This is a genomic window from Paraburkholderia sp., assembly GCF_028283785.1.
In the GTDB taxonomy this organism is placed as follows: domain Bacteria; phylum Pseudomonadota; class Gammaproteobacteria; order Burkholderiales; family Burkholderiaceae; genus Paraburkholderia.
The window spans coordinates 68,258-87,322 of sequence record NZ_JAPWKB010000006.1; the positions used below are offsets into that span (position 1 = coordinate 68,258).

17 protein-coding genes are annotated in these 19,065 nt (G+C 61.5%); 12 read left to right on the plus strand and 5 right to left on the minus strand.

Annotated features, from left to right (window positions below):
- The first annotated feature begins 20 nt into the window (after positions 1-20).
- From PW947_RS08145 to PW947_RS08175, 7 genes are all read left to right on the plus strand, one after another.
- Positions 21-2,441, plus strand: coding sequence for an aldehyde dehydrogenase family protein (locus PW947_RS08145; RefSeq protein WP_299630730.1), 2,421 nt, complete (start codon positions 21-23; stop codon positions 2,439-2,441).
- 85 nt (positions 2,442-2,526) lie between these two features.
- Positions 2,527-3,003, plus strand: coding sequence for an RbsD/FucU domain-containing protein (locus tag PW947_RS08150; RefSeq protein WP_299630731.1), 477 nt, complete (start codon positions 2,527-2,529; stop codon positions 3,001-3,003).
- Complete coding sequence (gene rbsK, locus PW947_RS08155) at positions 3,000-3,938, plus strand: ribokinase (RefSeq protein WP_299630733.1); 939 nt, start codon at positions 3,000-3,002, stop codon at positions 3,936-3,938. The genes PW947_RS08150 and rbsK overlap by 4 nt, the downstream gene beginning before the upstream one ends.
- On the plus strand, positions 3,935-4,963 hold the full coding sequence (locus PW947_RS08160; protein WP_299630734.1) for an ABC transporter permease: 1,029 nt from the start codon (positions 3,935-3,937) through the stop codon (positions 4,961-4,963). The genes rbsK and PW947_RS08160 overlap by 4 nt, the downstream gene beginning before the upstream one ends.
- Positions 4,964-5,036: 73 nt before the next feature.
- Complete coding sequence (locus tag PW947_RS08165) at positions 5,037-6,041, plus strand: substrate-binding domain-containing protein (protein WP_299630736.1); 1,005 nt, start codon at positions 5,037-5,039, stop codon at positions 6,039-6,041.
- A gap of 77 nt (positions 6,042-6,118) precedes the next feature.
- On the plus strand, positions 6,119-7,645 hold the full coding sequence (locus tag PW947_RS08170; protein ID WP_299630737.1) for a sugar ABC transporter ATP-binding protein: 1,527 nt from the start codon (positions 6,119-6,121) through the stop codon (positions 7,643-7,645).
- A gap of 20 nt (positions 7,646-7,665) precedes the next feature.
- A complete protein-coding gene (locus tag PW947_RS08175) occupies positions 7,666-8,733 on the plus strand; it encodes an ABC transporter permease (protein ID WP_299630738.1) in 1,068 nt (355 codons plus the stop codon).
- A gap of 126 nt (positions 8,734-8,859) precedes the next feature.
- Here the strand turns inward: PW947_RS08175 and PW947_RS08180 are convergent, their stop codons facing one another.
- Complete coding sequence (locus PW947_RS08180) at positions 8,860-9,582, minus strand: DeoR/GlpR family DNA-binding transcription regulator (protein WP_299630739.1); 723 nt, start codon at positions 9,580-9,582, stop codon at positions 8,860-8,862.
- Positions 9,583-9,837: 255 nt separating this feature from the next.
- On the opposite strand from PW947_RS08180, the gene PW947_RS08185 reads away from it, so the two are divergent.
- Both PW947_RS08185 and PW947_RS08190 read left to right on the plus strand, forming a co-directional pair.
- Entirely contained in the window at positions 9,838-10,587 is a 750-nt protein-coding gene (locus PW947_RS08185) for an alpha/beta fold hydrolase (RefSeq protein ID WP_299630740.1), read from the plus strand.
- A 228-nt stretch (positions 10,588-10,815) separates the two neighbouring features.
- Positions 10,816-11,361, plus strand: coding sequence for a hypothetical protein (locus PW947_RS08190; protein ID WP_299630920.1), 546 nt, complete (start codon positions 10,816-10,818; stop codon positions 11,359-11,361).
- A gap of 135 nt (positions 11,362-11,496) precedes the next feature.
- Here PW947_RS08190 and PW947_RS08195 read toward each other — a convergent pair whose 3' ends face one another.
- Entirely contained in the window at positions 11,497-12,588 is a 1,092-nt protein-coding gene (locus PW947_RS08195; RefSeq protein WP_299630744.1) for a beta-propeller fold lactonase family protein, read from the minus strand.
- A gap of 211 nt (positions 12,589-12,799) precedes the next feature.
- Positions 12,800-13,693, minus strand: a complete 894-nt coding sequence (gene nhaR, locus PW947_RS08200) for a transcriptional activator NhaR (protein ID WP_299630747.1) — start codon at positions 13,691-13,693, stop codon at positions 12,800-12,802.
- Between the two features lie 150 nt (positions 13,694-13,843).
- Here nhaR and PW947_RS08205 point away from each other — a divergent pair, with 150 nt between their 5' ends.
- A complete protein-coding gene (locus tag PW947_RS08205; protein WP_299630749.1) occupies positions 13,844-14,332 on the plus strand; it encodes a CBS domain-containing protein in 489 nt (162 codons plus the stop codon).
- A 63-nt stretch (positions 14,333-14,395) separates the two neighbouring features.
- Here the strand turns inward: PW947_RS08205 and PW947_RS08210 are convergent, their stop codons facing one another.
- Complete coding sequence (locus tag PW947_RS08210; protein WP_299630750.1) at positions 14,396-15,361, minus strand: LysR substrate-binding domain-containing protein; 966 nt, start codon at positions 15,359-15,361, stop codon at positions 14,396-14,398.
- A gap of 216 nt (positions 15,362-15,577) precedes the next feature.
- Here PW947_RS08210 and PW947_RS08215 point away from each other — a divergent pair, with 216 nt between their 5' ends.
- Entirely contained in the window at positions 15,578-17,626 is a 2,049-nt protein-coding gene (locus tag PW947_RS08215) for a M3 family metallopeptidase (protein WP_299630752.1), read from the plus strand.
- A 67-nt stretch (positions 17,627-17,693) separates the two neighbouring features.
- On the opposite strand, the gene PW947_RS08220 is transcribed toward PW947_RS08215, so the two are convergent.
- The gene (locus PW947_RS08220; protein ID WP_299630753.1) at positions 17,694-17,951 is read right to left on the minus strand and encodes a hypothetical protein; all 258 of its coding nucleotides are present in this window, start codon (positions 17,949-17,951) and stop codon (positions 17,694-17,696) included.
- A 366-nt stretch (positions 17,952-18,317) separates the two neighbouring features.
- On the opposite strand from PW947_RS08220, the gene PW947_RS08225 reads away from it, so the two are divergent.
- Entirely contained in the window at positions 18,318-18,878 is a 561-nt protein-coding gene (locus PW947_RS08225; protein ID WP_299630755.1) for a GNAT family N-acetyltransferase, read from the plus strand.
- The last annotated feature ends 187 nt before the right edge of the window (positions 18,879-19,065 follow it).

Genomic DNA, 19,065 nt, shown 5'->3' on the forward strand with positions numbered 1-19,065 from the left:
CGCATTAACGAAGACCCCAAATGAGCGTAGCTGAATACTTTTCTTCGATGGAATACGGTCCCGCCCCGGAAGACGACAAGGCCGCGCGCGCGTGGCTCGACACCCACGCCAACGGCTTCGGCCATTTCATCGGCGGCGCGTTTCATGCGTCGGCGTCGGTCTCGTCAGCGGGTGACGGCGAGTCCGCGGAGACCTTCGAGACGCGCGAACCCGCAACCGGCCGCGTCCTCGCGACGATTGCGCAAGGCGGAGCGAAAGACGTCGATGCCGCTGTGTCGGCGGCGCGCGATGCGTTGCCTGCATGGCAGGCGCTGGGCGGCCCGGGACGTGCGCGGCACCTCTATGCATTGGCGCGGATGGTGCAGCGGCACAGCCGGCTGTTTGCGGTGCTGGAATCGCTCGATAACGGCAAGCCGATCCGCGAAACCCGCGACATCGATATTCCGCTCGTGGCCCGACATTTTCTGCATCACGCCGGTTGGGCGCAACTGCAGGACAGCGAGTTGTCCGGATGGCAATCGCTTGGCGTGATCGGTCAGATCGTGCCGTGGAATTTCCCGCTGCTGATGCTCGCGTGGAAGATCGCGCCCGCATTGGCGACCGGCAATTGCGTCGTGCTGAAACCGGCCGAATTCACGCCGCTGACCGCGTTGCTGTTCGCCGAACTCGCGCACCGCGCCGGTTTGCCCGCAGGCGTGCTGAATGTCGTGACCGGTGACGGCCGCACCGGCGCGGCGCTGGTCGAGCATCCGAAGGTCGCGAAGATCGCGTTTACCGGTTCGACCAGCGTGGGTCGTCAGATTCGCGCGGCCACGGCGGGCTCGGGCAAGTCGCTGACGCTCGAACTCGGCGGCAAGTCGCCGTTCATCGTGTTCGACGATGCGGATCTCGACGGCGCGGTCGAAGGCGTCGTCGATGCGATCTGGTTCAACCAGGGACAGGTGTGCTGCGCGGGTTCGCGTCTGCTGGTGCAGGAAGGCGTCGAGGCGCGTTTTATCGACAAGCTCAAACGCCGGATGGCGACGCTGCGGGTCGGCAATTCGCTCGACAAGAGCATCGACATGGGCGCGATCGTCGACGAAGTGCAGCTGGAACGGATCGCGTCGCTGGTCGCGCAAGGCGAGCGGGAAGGTTGCGAAGTCTATCAACCGTCGAATCTGACGATGCCCGAAGGCGGCGTGTTTTTCCCGCCGACGCTCGTGACCAAAGTTGCGCCCGCATCGACGCTGGCGCAGGAAGAAATCTTCGGACCGGTGCTGATCGCAATGAGCTTTCGCACGCCCGACGAAGCGGTCGCGCTGGCGAATCATTCGCGCTATGGCCTCGCCGCGAGCGTGTGGAGCGAGACCATCGGCCGCGCGCTCGATATCGCGCCGCGCCTCGAATGCGGCGTCGTGTGGATCAACGCAACCAATCTGTTCGACGCGGGCGTGGGTTTCGGCGGCTATCGCGAGTCGGGCTTCGGCCGCGAAGGCGGACGTGAGGGCATATACGAGTACCTGAAGCCGCGCGCGTGGACTAATCTGCCGCTGCGTTCGAACTCGCGCGGCGATGCGAAGCACGCGGAAACAGATGCAGGCGCCGACGTGTTCGCGAGCACGATGGATCGTACGGCAAAGCTCTTTATCGGCGGCAAGCAGGCGCGCCCCGACAACGGTGCGTCGCGGGTGGTGCGTTCGCCGTCGGGCGTGATCGTCGGGGAAGTGGGCGACGGTACGCGCAAGGACATTCGCAATGCCGTCGCGGCTGCGCGCAACGCGGCAAAGTGGTCGCAGGCGAGCACGCATAACCGCGCGCAAGTGCTGTACTACCTCGCGGAAAACCTGTCGGCGCGAGCGGACGAATTCACGCGTCAACTGATGCTGCGTGCCGGCGCCGACGCGTCCGACGCGAAGCGCGAAGTCGAGGCGTCGATCACGCGTCTGTTCACTTACGGTGCATGGGCCGACAAGTTCGACGGCGCGGTGCATACGCCGCCGCTGCGCGGTGTCGCGCTGGCGATGAACGAGCCGCTCGGCGTGGTGGGCGTAATCGCGCCGGACGAAGCGCCGCTGCTCGGCTTCGTGTCGTTGATTGCGCCCGCGCTGGCGATGGGCAATCGCGTGGTGGCGGTGCCGGCCGAGACATGTCCGCTGATGGCGACGGATTTTTATCAGGTCGTCGAGACCTCGGACGTGCCGGCGGGCGCGTTGAATATCGTCACCGGCGAGCAGGCGTCGCTGGCCAGAACGCTTGCGCAGCACGACGACGTGGACGCGGTCTGGAGCTTCGGCGGCGCGGCGCTGTCGGCGATGGTCGAGCGTGAGTCGGTCGGCAATCTGAAGCGAACGTTCGTCGATTACGGGCGTGTGTTCGACTGGCACGACGCATCGACCGAAGGCTTGCCGTTCCTGCGGCAGGCGGTGCAGGTGAAGAACATCTGGATACCGTACGGCGATTGACCTTACCGGCTGGATCGCCTGATTCCCAATGACGCAGGCGCGGGCTCAGACCTGATAACAGGCACCCGCATGATGGAGGAGACACATGCTGAAGAATATCGATCCGTTGCTTAACGCCGATGTGTTGTACGCACTCTGCGCGATGGGCCACGGCGACGAAGTCGTGATCTGCGACGCGAATTTCCCGGCGGATTCCGTCGCGCGTCAGACCGTGCTCGGCAAGCTGCTGCGCATCGACGGCGCCAGCGCGCCGCGTGCGATTCGCGCGGTGCTGTCCGTGTTGCCGCTCGACAGTTTCGTCGATCATCCGGCTGAGCGGATGGAAATCGTGGGCGACGCCACGACGCTGCCGGCCGTGCAGCGCGAAGCGCAGCGCGAAGTCGATCATGCGGAAGGCCGCGCGGTGCCGTTCGCGCCGGTCGAACGTTTCGCGTTCTACGAGCGCGCGAAAAAAGCGTACTGCGTGATCGCGACTGGCGAAGGTCGCGGCTACGGTTGCTTCATCTTCAAGAAAGGCGCCGAGCTGGCACCCGATGCGCCGTCTGCGGAGGCCTCGCAATGAGCGTCGTGATCCTCGGCATCTACGTGACCGATCTGAGTTTTCGCGCAGCCCGCATGCCCGCACTCGGCGAGACGATCGCGGGCAGTGCGTTTGCGATGGGGCCCGGCGGCAAAGGCTCGAATCAGGCTGTCGCCGCCGCGCGCGCCGGTGCCGACGTGGTGTTCTGCACGCGGATCGGCGGCGATGCGTTCGGTGAAATTGCACGCGCGACGTGGGCCGCCGAAGGCATCACGTCACGCGCGACCGTGCTGGACAACATGCCGACCGGCGCCGCGCATATCTACGTCGACGACGTCACCGGCAGCAATGCGATCATCGTCGCGGCGGGCGCGGCAGGCACGCTCGGACCGTCCGACGTCGAAGCGATCGAGGCGGACATTGCGAAAGCCAGCGTATTCGTCACGCAACTCGAACAGCCGGTTCCGGCCGCGAAACGTGGCCTCGAACTCGCACGCAAACACGGCGTGACGACGGTGTTCAATCCCGCGCCCGCGATCCCGTTCGACGACGACATGTATCCGCTGTGCGACTACATCACACCGAATGAAACCGAAGCGGCGACACTGACCGGCGTGCCGGTCGAGAGCATCGACGATGCCCGTCACGCCGCCGATGTGCTGCTGTCGCGGGGCGTGAAAGCGGTGATCGTGACGCTCGGCGAAGCGGGTGCGTTGCTGCACACGCGCGAGTTGTCCGAGCATGTTCCGGCGTTCAGATGTGGGCGTGTAGTCGAAACGGCCGGCGCGGGCGACGGTTTTGCAGGCGGCTTCGCGGCAGCGCTGGCGCGCGGCGATTCTCCGCTCGACGCGGTGCGTTTCGGTTGCGCGCTGGCGAGTCTGTCGGTGACGCGCGCGGGAACCGCGCCGTCGATGCCGACCCTCGACGAGATCAATGCAGTGCTCGACGCGCAACGCGCGCTCGCGCATCAATCATGAGCGGCACGACGATGCAAACCTGGCTCAAGGACCGGCAACTGAATTTTCTGGTCGGCGTGAATCTGCTGATCGTGATTGTCGCTACCGTGATGTCGCACGGACAGTTCGTCGATATCGACAACCTGCAATCGATGGGTGGCCAGTTGCCCGAACTCGGGCTGCTGGCACTCGGCATCATGCTGTCGATGGTATCGGGTAACGGCGGCATCGATCTGTCCGGCGTCGGCCTGGCGAATCTGTCCGGCATGATCGCCGCGATGCTGCTCCCGCATCTCGTCTCCGCCGACGATTCGCCTGCGCTGTATACGGCCGTATTCATCGCGGTCGTGGTCACGATGGGCGCACTCGGCGGCGCGTTGAACGGTGTCGTGATCGCGCGGCTGCGTCTCACGCCGATTCTCGCCACGCTCGGCACGTCGCTGCTGTTCACCGGCATTGCCGTGGTGTTGAGCAACGGCGCGTCGGTGCGGGTCGAATACGTCGATCCGTTGTCGGCGATCGGCAACGGCACGTGGTTCCAGATTCCGGTCTCGTTCGCGATCTTCGTCGTCACGGTGCTGGTGCTCGGCTGGGTCCTGAAGCGCACGCCGTTCGGCTTGCGGCTGTTCCTGATGGGCACCAATCCGAAAGCCGCGTTCTACGCAGGTATTCCGCGTAGCCGGATGCTGATCGTCACGTATTGTGTGTGCGGCGTGCTCGCGTCGCTCGCGGGATTGATCAGCGCGTCGCATACGTCCAGCGCGAAATGGGACTACGGCAACTCGTATCTGCTGATCGCGATTCTGATCGCCGTGATGGGCGGCGTGAATCCGGCTGGCGGTTATGGTCGGATCGTATGCGTGTTTCTGGCCGCGACCGCGCTGCAATTTCTGTCGAGCCTGTTCAATCTGCTCGGCGTGTCGCAGTTCTTCGGCGACTGTGCATGGGGATTTCTGCTGCTCGCGTCGCTGGCGTTTGCAGGCGGCGAGAAAGTGCGCACGATCTTCGGGATCGGCGCGAAAACTTCTGCGACGACTGGACGTTAGGACGGGAACGACAGTCGCGCAAATCGATGCGTCATTCATGTGTAGCACATTCGAACCAAATAGGAGACATCGCATGAAACTGAATAAACTCGCACTCGCTGTGGCGGGCGTCGCGCTGACGGCGGGCGCGATTTTCACCGCTCAGGCCGCAACCGACGAAACCATCGTCACGGTCGTCAAGGTGACCGGCATCAACTGGTTCAACCGGATGGACGAAGGCGTCAAGGAATTCGGCAAGGAAAATCCGAACATCAAGGTCTATCAGACCGGCCCCGGCCGCGCCGACGCCGCGCAACAACTGAAGATCATCGAAGACCTGATCGCGAAGAAAGTGTCGGCCATTGCGGTCGTTCCGTTCGATCCGCCGACGCTCGAACCCGCACTGAAGAAGGCGATGGATCGCGGCATCAAGGTGGTCACGCACGAAGCGGACAACGCGAAGAACACGATGGTCGATATCGAAGCGTTCGATAACACCGCATACGGCGCGGGTCTGAACGAGCGTCTCGCGAAGTGCATGGGGCAGCAGGGCAAATGGGCAGTACTGGTCGGCTCGCTGGGCAGCCGCTCGCAGGTTCAATGGGCCGACGGCGGCATCGGCAACGCAAAGGCCAAGTATCCGAAGATGGACCTGGTCGAGCCGAAACTCGAAACCAACAACGACGGCGAACAGGCTTATAAGGTCGCGAAGGAAGTGCTGCGCAAGCATCCGGATCTGAACGGCTTCCAGGGCTCGTCGTCATTGGATGTGATCGGTATCGGACGCGCGGTCGAAGAGGCCGGCAAGGTCGGCAAGATCTGCGTGTACGGCACGGGTCTGCCTACGGAAGCGGGCAAGTTCCTCGAAAGCGGCGCGATCAACGGCATCGCGTTCTGGGATCCGAAGCTGGCCGGCATCGCGATGAACAAGGTCGCGCAAATGCTGGTGGCGGGCAAGACGGTCGAGAACGGCGCGGACCTTGGCATCGTCGGCTATAACAAGGTGACGGTGAGCAAAGGTCCGGGCAAGGGCATCATCGTGCGCGGCGCGGGCTGGGTGGACGTCGACAAGTCGAACTACAAACAATATCCGTTCTGATGTCTGGCCGCGCGAATCGTGTGAAGCGCGCCGCGCTTCATGCACGGATCGCGCGGCCTTCAACGTAGCAGGTGAACATGAGTCAGGCACCGCTTCTCGAAGTCGTCGATATTCATAAACGCTTTACCGGCGTGTATGCGCTACGCGGCGTGAGCCTCACGTTCGAACGCGGACAGATCTACCATCTGCTCGGCGAGAACGGCTGCGGCAAGAGCACGCTGATCAAGATCATCTCGGGCGCGCAACCGCCCGATCAGGGCGAACTCGTGATCGAGGGCGTGCGTCATGCGCGTCTGTCGCCGCTGGAGGCACTCGGCGCGGGCGTCGAAACGGTGTACCAGGATCTGTCGTTGCTGCCGAACATGAGCGTCGCGGAAAACGTCGGCCTGACCGTCGAACTCGCCGCCCATCACGGCAAGCTCGCGCGTACTTTCGATCGCAAGGCGCTCGCGCAAAACGCCGCGCGCGCGCTCGAAGCGGTCGGCTTGCCCGGTAACGCCGAATTTCAACGCACATTGATCGAACAGTTGCCGCTCGCGACGCGCCAACTGGTGGCGATTGCGCGTGCGATCGCCAGCGAAGCGCGTTTCGTCATCATGGACGAGCCGACGACATCGCTGACGCAGAAGGAAGTGGACAACCTGATCGCCGTGCTTGCGAAGTTGCGCGCGGACGGTGTCGCCGTGCTGTTCGTGAGTCACAAGCTCGACGAGTGCTTTACGATCGGCGGCGAAGTGATCGTATTGCGCGACGGTCAGAAAATGGCGCAAGGCCCGATCCAGAATTTCACCAAGGCGCAGATCAGCGAACTGATGACGGGCAAGCATCTGTCTACCGAACGCTATCGTCAGGTGAGCGGCGGCGATGCGAACAGCGTGATTCTCGACGTCAAATCGCTGGGACGCCGTAACCAGTTTTCGGACGTGTCGTTCTCGTTGTATCGCGGCGAAATTCTCGGCGTGACCGGCTTGCTCGACTCGGGCCGCAACGAACTCGCACGCGCACTCGCGGGCGTGAGTCCGGCCGATAGCGGCACCGTGACGCTCGACGGTCAGCGCGTGCGTCTGCATACGCCGTCCGATGCGAAGCTGCAACGAATCGGCTACGTGCCGGAAGACCGCCTGAACGAAGGGCTTTTTCTCGACAAATCGATTCGCGACAACGTCGTCACCGCGATGATTTCGACGCTGCGCGACCGCTTCGGCCAGATCGACCGGCGACGCGCGCACGCGCTCGCGGAAAGCACGGTCAAAGATTTGCAGATCGCGACACCCGATGTCGACAAGCCGGTGCAATCGCTGTCGGGGGGAAATCAGCAGCGCGTGCTGATCGGCCGCTGGCTCGCGATCGACCCGCGCGTGCTGATCCTGCACGGCCCGACCGTCGGCGTCGATGTGGGATCGAAAGACATCATTTACCGGATCATGCAGCGCCTGTCGGCGCAAAGTATCGGGATCATCCTGATCAGCGACGACTTGCCGGAACTGCTGCAAAACAGCGACCGTATCCTGATGATGAAAAAAGGCCGCGTCGCCGCCGAATATCGCGCCGACGAACTCGACGAAGCCGGCCTGTATCACGCACTTCTTTCCGAGGCGGCCTGACTTAGGTGAACAGCAATCTCATGAACGAATCGATTCGTACCGCGCCGCGTTCCGACACGGGCGCCACAGTCAATCCCGCCGTGGAGACCATTCCGCCGCGCGTGCGCAACCTCGATATGCGCGCGCGGTTGATGCGCAATCCCGAGTGGTTCACGGTCGCGCTGATCGTGCTGACGTGTTTGATTGTCGGCGCACTCAACCCGCGTTTCTTCCAGTACGCGACGGCGTTCGACCTGTTGCACTCGGCAACCACGATGGGGATCTTCGCAATGGGCACGCTCGTCGTGCTCGCGTCGGGCGGCATCGACGTGTCGTTCACGGCAATTGCCGCGTTGACGATGTACTCGCTGACGAAAGCCGTGTTCGCATGGTGGCCCGATGCGCCGTTCGCGCTGATCCTGCTGGCGGGCGCGATTGGCGGCACTTTGCTGGGCGTCGTCAACGGCATGCTGGTGCATCGTCTGAAAGCGCCTTCGCTGATCGTGACGATCGGCACGCAATACCTGTTTCGCGGCGTGTTGCTGACATTCGTCGGCACGCAGTTCTTTATGAACATTCCGCATAGCATGGACCGTTTCGGCCAACTGCCGTTGTTCTTCTACACGACCGCCGACGGGCTGCGCGCGGTGTTGCCGGTTTCGGTGATCGCGCTTGTCGTCACGGCCGTGCTGACGTGGTGGTTGTTGAATCGTACGATGATGGGGCGCGGCGTCTACGCGATCGGCGGCAGCTTGCCGATTGCCGAACGGCTCGGCTACAACGCGCGTGCGATCCAGTTGTTCGTGTTCGGCTACACGGGAATGCTTGCAGGCGTTGCCGGCATTCTCCATGTATCGACGAACCGGCTCGCGAATCCGTTCGATCTGGTAGGCACGGAACTCGATGTGATCGCTGCGGTGATTCTTGGCGGCGCGCGGATCACGGGCGGCACGGGTACGGTAATGGGCACTTTGCTAGGCGTTGCGCTGGTGACGTTGATCAATAGCGTGCTGATCCTGATCGGCGTGCCGAGCACGTGGCAAAAGGCGATTATCGGCGCGTTTATTCTGATTGCCGGTACGCTGTTCGCACTTGGACGACGTAACTAACGCACGCTAGACCCGACGCGTTTCATGGCGTCGCAGACAGCAAAAAAGCGGTGTAGCGACTGTGAGTCGCTACACCGCTTTTGTTTTGCGTGTGACTTAAGCCACTTGCCGGTCACACCTCGCGCATTACTTCTTGCGTATTGTCTGACCGAGTTCGGTGATTACCGAATTAAACGCATCGAGTTGAGAGAAGCGAACGGCCTTGACCTTGCCGAGTTTGCTTTGATCGACGACCAGATGCGACTCGACGGCGCTCTCCATCGCGGCCTGTTTGATCGCGACTTCGTGGAAGTTCCAGCAGGTCACGCCCCGTGCTTCATCGACACCGCCTGCCGATAAAAACGCCTTGTTGATGCCCATGCGCCGCAGCGTCTCGACGCTCTCGTCGCTCGCGAACGAATCCGACGACGACATATAAACGCCGCCGAGCAGGATCATGCGCACGTTAGGCTTGCGACGCAAAATCTCCGCGACGTTCAGCGAATAGCACACCACGGTCAGATGCATTTCAGTGGGAATCAGCCGCGCCAAAGCAACGAGCGTGGTGCCGCAGTCGATAAAGATGGTTTCGTCGTTAGCGAGCAGCGACGATGCGACGGCGGATGCTTCTGCCTTGGCCTGCGCGAAATGATCTTTTTCGTCTTCGATGGTGTAGCCGGCGCCATTGGGGACGTCGGCTGCGCTGACGATATAGCCGCCGAGATACGTGAACTGCGTGGGTGTAGCCGCAATATCGCGGCGCACCGTCATTTCCGATACCTGTAGCAGCGTGGCGGCATCGCGCAGATGCATCACACCCTGCTTTTTCAGGGTGTCGGCAAGAAGCCGCAAGCGATCGATTTTGGCCATCTGGCAAGGCGTGCGGGCTGCGTGGAAAGGGCGGCCACGAACGTTAGATTAGAGTCATGGGGTGAGAGAATTATAACAATGCGGGTCGTGCCACAGCGCGCTTCGACCAAATATTTCACATGGAATAAAGGACGTCTTTTTAACGCTCGCCTCGATCCCGTTTTATGTCCGCAGCCGATGCGCGGTACGCGAAGTCGTGATACGTTCGCGTGAGAACGACTAACGCTAACCGGATCTGGAGTTGCTGGACACGCTATGAGAATTTTGCAAAAGCTCGCGCTTGTTTCGTTGTTGTGGATGGTCGCGGTATCGGCATTGGCCGATCAGAATCCGCCGGGCGCAGACGATGTATTGCACGACGACCTTTCGCTTCCTTACCTTCTGCATGTGCCGCAATCCGGTACGAAGGGCGCACCGCTGATCGTGCTGCTTCACGGCATGGGTAGTAACGAGCGCGATCTTTACGCATTGAAAGCAGCCTTTCCGGCGCGCTTTGCCATTGCATCCGCACGCGCGCCGTACACGTTGGGCGACGACAGTTATCAGTGGTATCGAAGCACGCAGGTCCATGGACGGCTCGATGGCGACCCGGCGCAACTCGATGCGTCGCGCGTGAAAATCGCAAAGCTCGTCGATCAGCTGGTGAGTCGTTATGGCTTCGATTCGCGCGAGGTTTATCTGGTCGGCTTTAGCCAGGGCGCGATTATGAGTTATGAAGTGGCGCTGACAAATCAAGGCCTTGTCAAAGGAATTGGCGTGATGAGCGGCGCGATCTACGAATCGTTGGTGCCGCAAATCAAGGCATCTTTCGCGCTGTCGCATCTCCACGTATTTATTTCCCACGGCGATGCCGATAGCCGGATTCCCGTCGCGTATGCGCAAAGTGCGTCGCTGTGGTTGACCCGCTTTGGGATCAAGCCGGCGCTTCACGTCTATCCCGGCATGGAGCATCAGATCAGTGAGAGTGCGTTGCGCGATCTCGTCGACTGGCTTTCGAATCAGTAAGCTTGAGTCTGGGTTTTATGTTGTGCGCGCAATGATCGGGTGTCGTTTCGGTGCGGCTTTCGATCTTTCTCTACCGCGCATAACGTTACGCTCTTTCTCCACTTTGCTATTTCCGTAACGCCAGGAAATATCCCGTTTCGCGTTCAACCATCAAGAATACGGACGGCTTGCCGTTACTCGACAGGCTGCCCAATAAAAATTGAAATGAACCGGGGATTTAGTTTGAAAATGACTTTAAGCGCGCTTGCGACGTGGATCGCATGCGCAGGCAGTATTGCAGGTCTGGCAGGATGCGCGACCAACGATCAGGGCCTGCTCGTTGTCGATCCGAACAAGGTCACGGCAGTCGTCGCGGCCGTGCTGGCACCGCCGCCGCCCGTAATCGTCGAGACCGCTTACCAGCCGGTCCCGACCGACGTATACGTCGCGGGTATCGCAGATCGTGACGTGGTGTTTATCGGCGGCGATACGTTTATCTGGGTTGTCGGGCCGAACGGCCAACGCCATCGTCAGTTCTACGCCCACGGCGATCATCGCTCGGACGTGTTCCATCGACGCGATCAACTGCATTCGGTGATGGCGGAACATGGTGGCCATTTGCCGGAACACGCAATTGCCGCGCATGATGCGGGCGGTCATGCGGGTGGTGCGGAACACGGCGGCATGAACGGCGATCATCACGCAATGGCGGGCAATGCGCCTGGCGCGCATGGCGCGGCACCCGGCAAGAGTGCACCGCCGGCGAAGTCCGACAAGAAAGAAAAGAAGACCTGAAGCCAGCACGCGCATGCACTGACGTGACGGGTTGACTCAACCGCATGACAGCGCATGCAATCGTGCAAGGCTGGATATCGTTGGGTGGCACACAGGGCCGGGAATGCATCCCCGGCCCTTTGTTTTGTGTGTCGTTTAATCGAACTTGACCGTCGTGACCCAATTCGGATTCTTGCCGGTTTCGTACTGACCGGACGCCTTGAGTGCGCCGCTCGCCGGATCGATCCGGTAAGCGCTCAGATGGTTCGACAACTGTCCGACTGCGAACAGATAATGCCCGGACGGATCGATATCGAAACCGCGTGGCTGCGTTTCCGTGGCCCATGTGCCGATGCGCGTCAGCTTGCCAGAGTGTGCCTCGACGCTAAAGCCGTTCAGCGTGCTCGAAGTGCGCTCGGACGTATAGAGGAAGCGGCCGTCCGGCGTCAGATGAAGATCCGCGCCCCACGGTTTGCGCGTACCGAAGTCGGGCGGCACGATCGAGACGGTCTGGATGGGCTTGACGGTGTCGGTCGATTGATCGAATGCGAGAACGTGCAGCTTGCCGTCGAGTTCATCGATCAGGTAAACGCGCTTGCCGTCGGCAGAAAACACGAAGTGACGCGGACCGGAATTGGCCGGCAAGCGATAACCCGGTGCGGCGTCCTGAGTCAACTCGCCGGTCGATGCGTCGAACTTGAAGCGCAACCACACGTCGGAACCGAGCACCGATGCGAACACGTAGCGGTTATCGGGCGCGCTGCGGATCGCGTGGGCCATCGGGCCGGTCGGAAACGTCTGGTACGCGTCGCGGGCAATGCCCGTTGCGTCTATGTGGCTCGCGGACAGCATGTTGCCGCCATACGACGCGCCGAACAGATAGCGGCCGGTGTTATCGACCGACAGATACGCCATGCTTTCCGGCAGCGGTGCGGAACCGAGCGGAATCAACTGACCGTCGAGCGGATTGATCGCAAGGCTCAGCACGCGGTACGGCTTCGAACGCAATCCCGCATACAGATGATGGTGATCCGGCGACAGCGCCATTGGCATAGCCGTGCCGCCGACGTGCAAGGTCTGGATCGGCGTCAGCGTGCCGTTGCCGTCGTCGAGCTGGAATGCGGAGATGTCTTCGCTATCGGCATTGGAGACGTAGACGAAAGTCTTTGCGTGAGCGGTCGAGGCGAGTGTGCCGAGTGCGACGGCGCCTGCCGCCAGCGCGTGGCGGAGCCGGATTGAGTGGTTCATTGGCGGTGTCTTATCGTTGTCGTCGGTGCATCCAGCGCGGCTGAATGGCAGTTTTTGTCGTTAGTCATCATATAACATATTGCGACGTATTGTCGCGGTTGACGCCGATATTGCGGACTTTTAGCGTCTGACGAAACGACTGGTTCGCCGAGTTAAAGATAAGACGTCGTATAACAAAACCGCTGCCGGCAACCGGCACTTCCGCAGCACCTCAACCGCCGAACAGTTCGCTGCGCGCGGCGCTCATGATCGACGCAATCGCCGGATGGCTGATGCGGCGCTCGATCGAAATGGCGAAAAACTCTTCGACGATCGTGTCGATCTGGCCGACTTCGATCAGCGCATGTTCGCGTTTCAGTTGTGCGGCCAGCACGCCGGGCGCGAACAGCACGCCGCGTCCCTCGCGACCGAACGCGAGCGTCAACGCGCTGTCGTCGAATTCACCGACGATACGCGGCCCGATGCTGCGCGACTTCAACCAGTGATCGAGCTTCCTGCGCACAGCGGATTCAGTGCCGGGCAAGAGCGTGGGCATTTCGTCGAGCGATGCCGGGAAATTGCTTTTAGCCCTTGCAGCAAGTGCTTTCGGCGCAAAACAACTGAGCGTCGAGCGGCCGAGCGAATGGTTGAACGCCTTCACGTTCACGTCGGACGGAATCGGCGCATCGGCGATGATCAGGTCGAGCCGATGCACCGCCAGTTGCGAAAGCAACGAATGCAGTTTGCCTTCCTGACAGATCAGGCGCAGCGAGTCGGACTGATTCAGCGCCGGTTCGAGCAGTCGATACGCAACCGTTTTCGGCACCGAATCGGCAATGCCGACGCGCAATTGCGTTTGCGCGACTTCCTGCTCGCGTCGAACCGCGCTTTCCAGTTCCGCACCGAGCGAAAAGATCTCGTCGGCATAGTCGAGCGCGAGACGACCGGCGTCGGTCACTTCGAGATTCCGGCCGCTTTTCCGGAAGAGCTTCTTGTCGAGCGCGTCTTCGAGCAGCTTGATCTGACCGCTCAGCGTTTGCGGCGTGATGTGCAATTGCGTGCCCGCACGCACCAGGCTGCCGGCACGAGCCGCGACCCAGAAATAGTACAGATGCTTGAAGTTCACACGCGCTCCCGGGTGCCGTCGATCATTCGGTTTTTTCGAATCGATTGCATCGAAAATACGAGTTTTATATCACGGGCAGGTCCGCTACATTGAGTCATGTCGTAGGCGTTTTGAAAGAAACGAGCGACACCTTCACACTGGAGATCGACGATGACCACCGTAGCGCAACTCTTGAAATCGAAAGCCGACAGCGCGTTTCATACTATCGACGCAGCCGCGAGCGTGTTCGAAGCCATTGCTTCGATGTCGCGCAACGGTATCGGCGCGCTGGTCGTCACGCGCGGTGCGGAGGTGTGCGGGATCGTCACGGAGCGCGACTATGCGCGCAAGGTGATCTTGCAGGACAGGTCGTCGCGCAGCACGCAAGTGGACGAAATCATGTCGCGCGCGGTGCGCTATGTGAATCCGCAGCAGACGTCCGACGAATGCATGGCGTTGATGGCGGCGCATCACATCCGTTATCTGCCGGTGATCGAGCGTGGCGTACTGGTCGGGTTGGTGTCGATCGGCGATCTGGTGAAGAACCTGATCGCGGAGCAACAGTTCGCGATCGATCAACTGGAGTTCTACGTGCACGGCGAGATGCAGGCGACGAGGTCGAGCTCACATGCCGCCGGTCGCGCGATCGCGCTTGCATAAGCTGACGCGTTCACCCGTCCACGCGCGGCGCGCCCGCAGGTTCGCCGCGCGTGCGATCTGGGCTTAACCGGCTCGCTCCGCGTCGTCCGGTTTCGCGTGCTTTTTCGGGCGCGCGCCGGCACGCTGAAACAGGCCGCTGAATTCGGTGCCGGCGTCGCGGATCAGTCCGATCAACGTCGTCGCCATCGTCGTCATCAGGTCGATATCGCGGCAGATCAGGCCGATCGTCATATCGGGCAAGGGCTCGTGCAGCGCGATCTTGCGCAGACGCGTGCGGTACTCCGGCATATGAAACGGCAACTCGGACCACAGGCTGACGACGTCGGTTGTAGTGGCCATTTCCGCATACAGCGACGTGGACGTGCAGCGTAAAACGTGTTTTGGCGGCGCGATGTCCTGCACGCTGAACATCGAACCGATCAGGCTCGTCGTGTCGTCGAGCGCGTCCCAGCTCAGCCAGCGCGCGTCCGTAAGTGTCCTGAGCGAGCGCGCGCCGCGCATCGGATGATCTTTGCGCACGGCGAGCGTGGTCGGAACCGTATAAAGCGTTTCCCAATAGAAGCGCGTGTCGCTGGGTTGTCCGATTCGCGAAACGAGGCCGAAATCCAGCGATCCATCCGCGAGACCTTCCTGAATCTGCGCGGGCCGCAACTCGAATACGTTGACGTTGACTTGCGGGTAGTCGCCGGAAAATGCGCGCAATGCAGCGGCGAACGGCCCGGTGGACGACACCGGCGTCACGCCGACGGTGACCGTGCCGCGCGCCACTCCGAGCAAGGTCGCGATATCTTCGTGCGCATGCCGCAATTCCTGCTCGATTGCGCGTGCATGCCGGATCAGGCTTTGACCGTACGGCGTCAGTTGCGCGCCTTTCGCCGAGCGCACGAACAAGGGCGCGCCGAGTTCGGTTTCGAGATCGGACAGCGACTTGCTGACGGCCGGCTGCGTGATATGCAATGCACGTGACGCCTCGTGAATGCTGCCGTTTTCAGCGACGGCGATCAGTGAGCGAAGCTGATGAAGTTTCATGGTCGATCCACTCGAAGATGCGCGAGCCGCTCGCCGCGCAGGCTCCAGTGTGGAGATAAAAAATATTGATTGCTATAGAAACGACTGGTTTTCATACGGTCGATCGCGCAAGTGGATCAAGTCACAGGCACCGCGTTGTTTCGACGGCACCGGGCTATTCTGGTCTGCCGTATCATGTTCGATCCTCCACGCTGACCGCCCACGAGGCGGATCGACATGACCGATACCACCGGATCGACCAATCCGCTGTTGCAAGACTGGCAGACCCCGTACCAGTTGCCGCCGTTCGCGCAGATCGAGCCCGCGCACTTCGCGCCGGCTTTCGCAGTCGCATTCGACGCCCATCTCGCGGAGATCGACGCGCTTGCCGCGAATGCCGCCGCGCCGGATTTCGGCAACACGGTCGCTGGGTTCGATGCGAGCGGCGCACTGCTGGATCGCGTGCGTCTGACCTTCGAGAATCTCTGCGCGTCGGCGTCGCCGCCCGCGTTGCAGGCGGTCGAGCGCGAGATGGCGCCGTTGCTCGCCGCGCACGACAGCAAGGTGTCGATGCATGCCGGTTTCTTCGCGCGTCTGAATGCGGTGTACGGGCAGAAGGACACACTTGGTTTGACCGAGGAGCAGGGTCGTCTGCTAGATCGTCTTCACACCGATTTCGTCCGGACCGGCGCAACGCTGCAAGGCGACGCGCGCGATCGTTTCGCCGCGATCGCCGAGCGTCTCGCGAATCTTCATACCCAGTTCGCGCAAAACATTCTCGCCGACGAATCGAGCTACCAGTTACCGCTGACGGGCGAAGCCGACCTCGCCGGTTTGCCGGATTTTCTGCGGAGTGCCACGCGTAGCGCCGCGCAGGAGCGGGGCGTCGATGGCTATGTGATCACGTTGTCGCGTTCGCTGGTCGAGCCGTTTCTGACGTGGTCCACGCGTCGCGATCTGCGCGAACGTGCGTGGCGCGCGTGGACGGGGCGCGGTGAATCGGCCGCACGTGATAACCGTCCGCTGGCCGCGCAGATTCTCGCGTTGCGTCAGGAGCAGGCGCAGTTGCTCGGCTATGACAGTTTCGCGGATTACGCGCTTGCCGACCGGATGGCCGCGACGCCGTCGGCGGTGTACGACTTGCTGAGTCAGGTGTGGGAACCGGCGAAGGCCAGCGCCGAACGCGAACGCCAGGCACTCGCCGCGCAAGCCGTCGAGATCGGCGAACCGGGCGATATCGAACCGTGGGACTGGTATTACCTGTCCGAGAAAGTGCGCGCGGCCCGCTACGCGCTCGACGATGCCGAAGTCAAACCGTACTTCAGCCTCGACGCGATGCTGGGCGCGATGTTCGATTGTGCCGAGCGTCTGTTCGGCGTGCGCTTCGTCGAGCAGACCGGCGTGCCGCTTTATCACCCCGACGTGCGTGTCTGGGAAGTGCGTCGCGGCGACCGGCTGGCCGGCGTTTTTCTCGGCGACAACTACGCGCGACCGAACAAGCAGGGCGGCGCGTGGATGCACGTGTATCGCAAGCAGACCCGCAACGGCGGCGACGTGATTCCGGTGGTCGTCAATAACAACAACTTCGCGCGCGGCGGCAATGGCGCAACCTTGTTGAGTTTCGACGACGTGCGCACGCTGTTCCATGAATTCGGCCACGGTCTGCACGGCTTGCTGTCGAACGTGAACTACACGCGTCTATCCGGCACGTTCGTGCCGCAGGACTACGTGGAGTTGCCGTCGCAATTGCTGGAGAACTGGGCGACGGTCCCGGAAGTGCTGGCGAAGCATGCGCGTCACGTGACGACGGGCGAGCCGATTCCGGCTGCGCTGATCGAGCGGATTCGCGCATCGCAAACCTTCAATCAGGGCTTTTCGACGGTGGCGTATACGTCGTCGACGTTGATCGATATGGCGCTGCATCTGCAGAAAGACGCGGCGAATATCGACATCGCGCGGTTCGAGGCCGACGAGTGCAAGCGCCTGGGCGTACCGCGCGAAGTCGGCATGCGGCATCGCTTGCCGCACTTCGGGCATATCTTCGGCAGCGCGTATTACGCGGCCGGATATTACGTCTACATGTGGGCGGAAGTGCTCGAAGCCGAAGCGTTCGATGCGTTCGAAGAAGCGGGTAACGCGTTCGATCCCGCGCTTGCCGACAAGCTGCAACGCTACGTCTATAGCGCCGGCGACAGCCGCGATCAGCGCACCGCATTCCGCGCATTTCGCGGACGCGATCCGCAAGCCGCGCCGATGTTGCGCAAGCGTGGATTGCTCGCGGGCTAACGTCTGACCGCTCGCGGCAGACGACAGAAACCGGCGGCGCATGCGTCGCCGGTTTGTCGTTTACGGCTCACACCAGGCGTGGATCAGGACTCGAATACGGCTTGATGATCGGCGGCGACGATGTCGGTCCGCAGTGAACCGGCACGATCGGAAAGTAGTCGCTGAACTTCGGCACCGTCGGCATTGCCGGAAATGGCGGCACCACCGGATTGGGGTTGGTGGCGTTGTAGTTGAGCGGGACGGCTTCACCACCGCGGATGGATTTCAGGGCCTTGCGGTCGAGCGCGTCGGCATGAGGCAGATCGTGGACTTGTACAACGTGCATGATGATTCTCCCGGCAATGGATAGGTAACGAGCGCTCGGCGACGCCGGGCTCATCCAACGAATTGCACGCACCATGCCAGTCGCGCGAAGGCTTGCTGGGTGCGGGCTCGTGACCTGCGTCGGGTGCCTGGACCCGTTACCTGACGGGAGTGCACCATCCGCATTCGTTGCTTGTGTTGGAACGCTGCCGACATACGGTGCTTCAGGCGAGCTGCTATCCGGACGGATCGACGCGCGGCTTTTCGATGCCATTGGGCAGTCGCCTGAACGGGGCAGTCGCTCGATCGAATCATGTGGGCGTACCGTAAGCGCACATTGCTAATCTGCATTGTTCCCTCGCCGATCCACTCAACGCAGAGATAAGTGATGATCTCCAGAAACATCCGCCGGGCAACCGCAGAAGATGTAGCGGTAATTACACAAATCCGGAACGACGCGCACGCAAAGAAGGTCACCTACGGTGACTATGCGTGGGGCAGGGAAGGGGAAGGATTTTCGGAACGATGGGTGCTAAACAGTCTGTCACGAAGAGCTGTCTATGTTGTCGAGCAGGACGGCTTACCGGTCGGCACGTTCTCTCTGGATTGGAGCGATGATGCGTACCGGGGGCCGCAAGAGCCGGTCGGGGGCTACGTGCATGGCCTTTCCGTACGAAAAGGCTTTAACGGCCTTGGGCTTGGCAGTTTCATGATTAGTTGGTGCGCCAATCAGGTAATCACGCAGAAAAGACGTTTTATTCGGCTTGGGTGTGATGCGAGAAACGCGAGGCTGTGCGCCTATTATGAGTCGCTCGGTTTTATCCGGGTAGGCGTCGCGCCCATGCCCGAGCACGGCGACTATAGAGAGTCGCTGTACGAGAAACCGCTGGTAATACGTGACCCGAAAGTCGAAGGGGAAAACGATAAATACCAAGGCGACTCAGAATAACGAGGAATAGCCCCGTTTCGCCGTCGCTCCCACGCTTTTCCTTCCCGCCACCTTACAACCCACGCGGTTGCACCCCTCTCTTCATCAGGTAATACCCTAGGATGGCTTCCACCGCCGTCGCGGCTCTGCTATAAATCCGTCCCCAAGCTGATTACGTTTTAGCAGCGTTTAAATTGATCTCGTGCCG

What these genes read in the sequence shown, in the direction of transcription:
- PW947_RS08145 (WP_299630730.1), top strand. Translation starts at nt 21, where the DNA reads ATGAGCGTAGCTGAATACTTTTCTTCGATGGAATACGGTCCCGCCCCG.
- PW947_RS08150 (WP_299630731.1), top strand. Translation starts at nt 2,527, where the DNA reads ATGCTGAAGAATATCGATCCGTTGCTTAACGCCGATGTGTTGTACGCA.
- rbsK (WP_299630733.1), top strand. Translation starts at nt 3,000, where the DNA reads ATGAGCGTCGTGATCCTCGGCATCTACGTGACCGATCTGAGTTTTCGC.
- PW947_RS08160 (WP_299630734.1), top strand. Translation starts at nt 3,935, where the DNA reads ATGAGCGGCACGACGATGCAAACCTGGCTCAAGGACCGGCAACTGAAT.
- PW947_RS08165 (WP_299630736.1), top strand. Translation starts at nt 5,037, where the DNA reads ATGAAACTGAATAAACTCGCACTCGCTGTGGCGGGCGTCGCGCTGACG.
- PW947_RS08170 (WP_299630737.1), top strand. Translation starts at nt 6,119, where the DNA reads ATGAGTCAGGCACCGCTTCTCGAAGTCGTCGATATTCATAAACGCTTT.
- PW947_RS08175 (WP_299630738.1), top strand. Translation starts at nt 7,666, where the DNA reads ATGAACGAATCGATTCGTACCGCGCCGCGTTCCGACACGGGCGCCACA.
- PW947_RS08180 (WP_299630739.1), bottom strand. Translation starts at nt 9,582, where the DNA reads ATGGCCAAAATCGATCGCTTGCGGCTTCTTGCCGACACCCTGAAAAAG.
- PW947_RS08185 (WP_299630740.1), top strand. Translation starts at nt 9,838, where the DNA reads ATGAGAATTTTGCAAAAGCTCGCGCTTGTTTCGTTGTTGTGGATGGTC.
- PW947_RS08190 (WP_299630920.1), top strand. Translation starts at nt 10,816, where the DNA reads ATGACTTTAAGCGCGCTTGCGACGTGGATCGCATGCGCAGGCAGTATT.
- PW947_RS08195 (WP_299630744.1), bottom strand. Translation starts at nt 12,588, where the DNA reads ATGAACCACTCAATCCGGCTCCGCCACGCGCTGGCGGCAGGCGCCGTC.
- PW947_RS08205 (WP_299630749.1), top strand. Translation starts at nt 13,844, where the DNA reads ATGACCACCGTAGCGCAACTCTTGAAATCGAAAGCCGACAGCGCGTTT.
- PW947_RS08210 (WP_299630750.1), bottom strand. Translation starts at nt 15,361, where the DNA reads ATGAAACTTCATCAGCTTCGCTCACTGATCGCCGTCGCTGAAAACGGC.
- PW947_RS08215 (WP_299630752.1), top strand. Translation starts at nt 15,578, where the DNA reads ATGACCGATACCACCGGATCGACCAATCCGCTGTTGCAAGACTGGCAG.
- PW947_RS08220 (WP_299630753.1), bottom strand. Translation starts at nt 17,951, where the DNA reads ATGCACGTTGTACAAGTCCACGATCTGCCTCATGCCGACGCGCTCGAC.
- PW947_RS08225 (WP_299630755.1), top strand. Translation starts at nt 18,318, where the DNA reads ATGATCTCCAGAAACATCCGCCGGGCAACCGCAGAAGATGTAGCGGTA.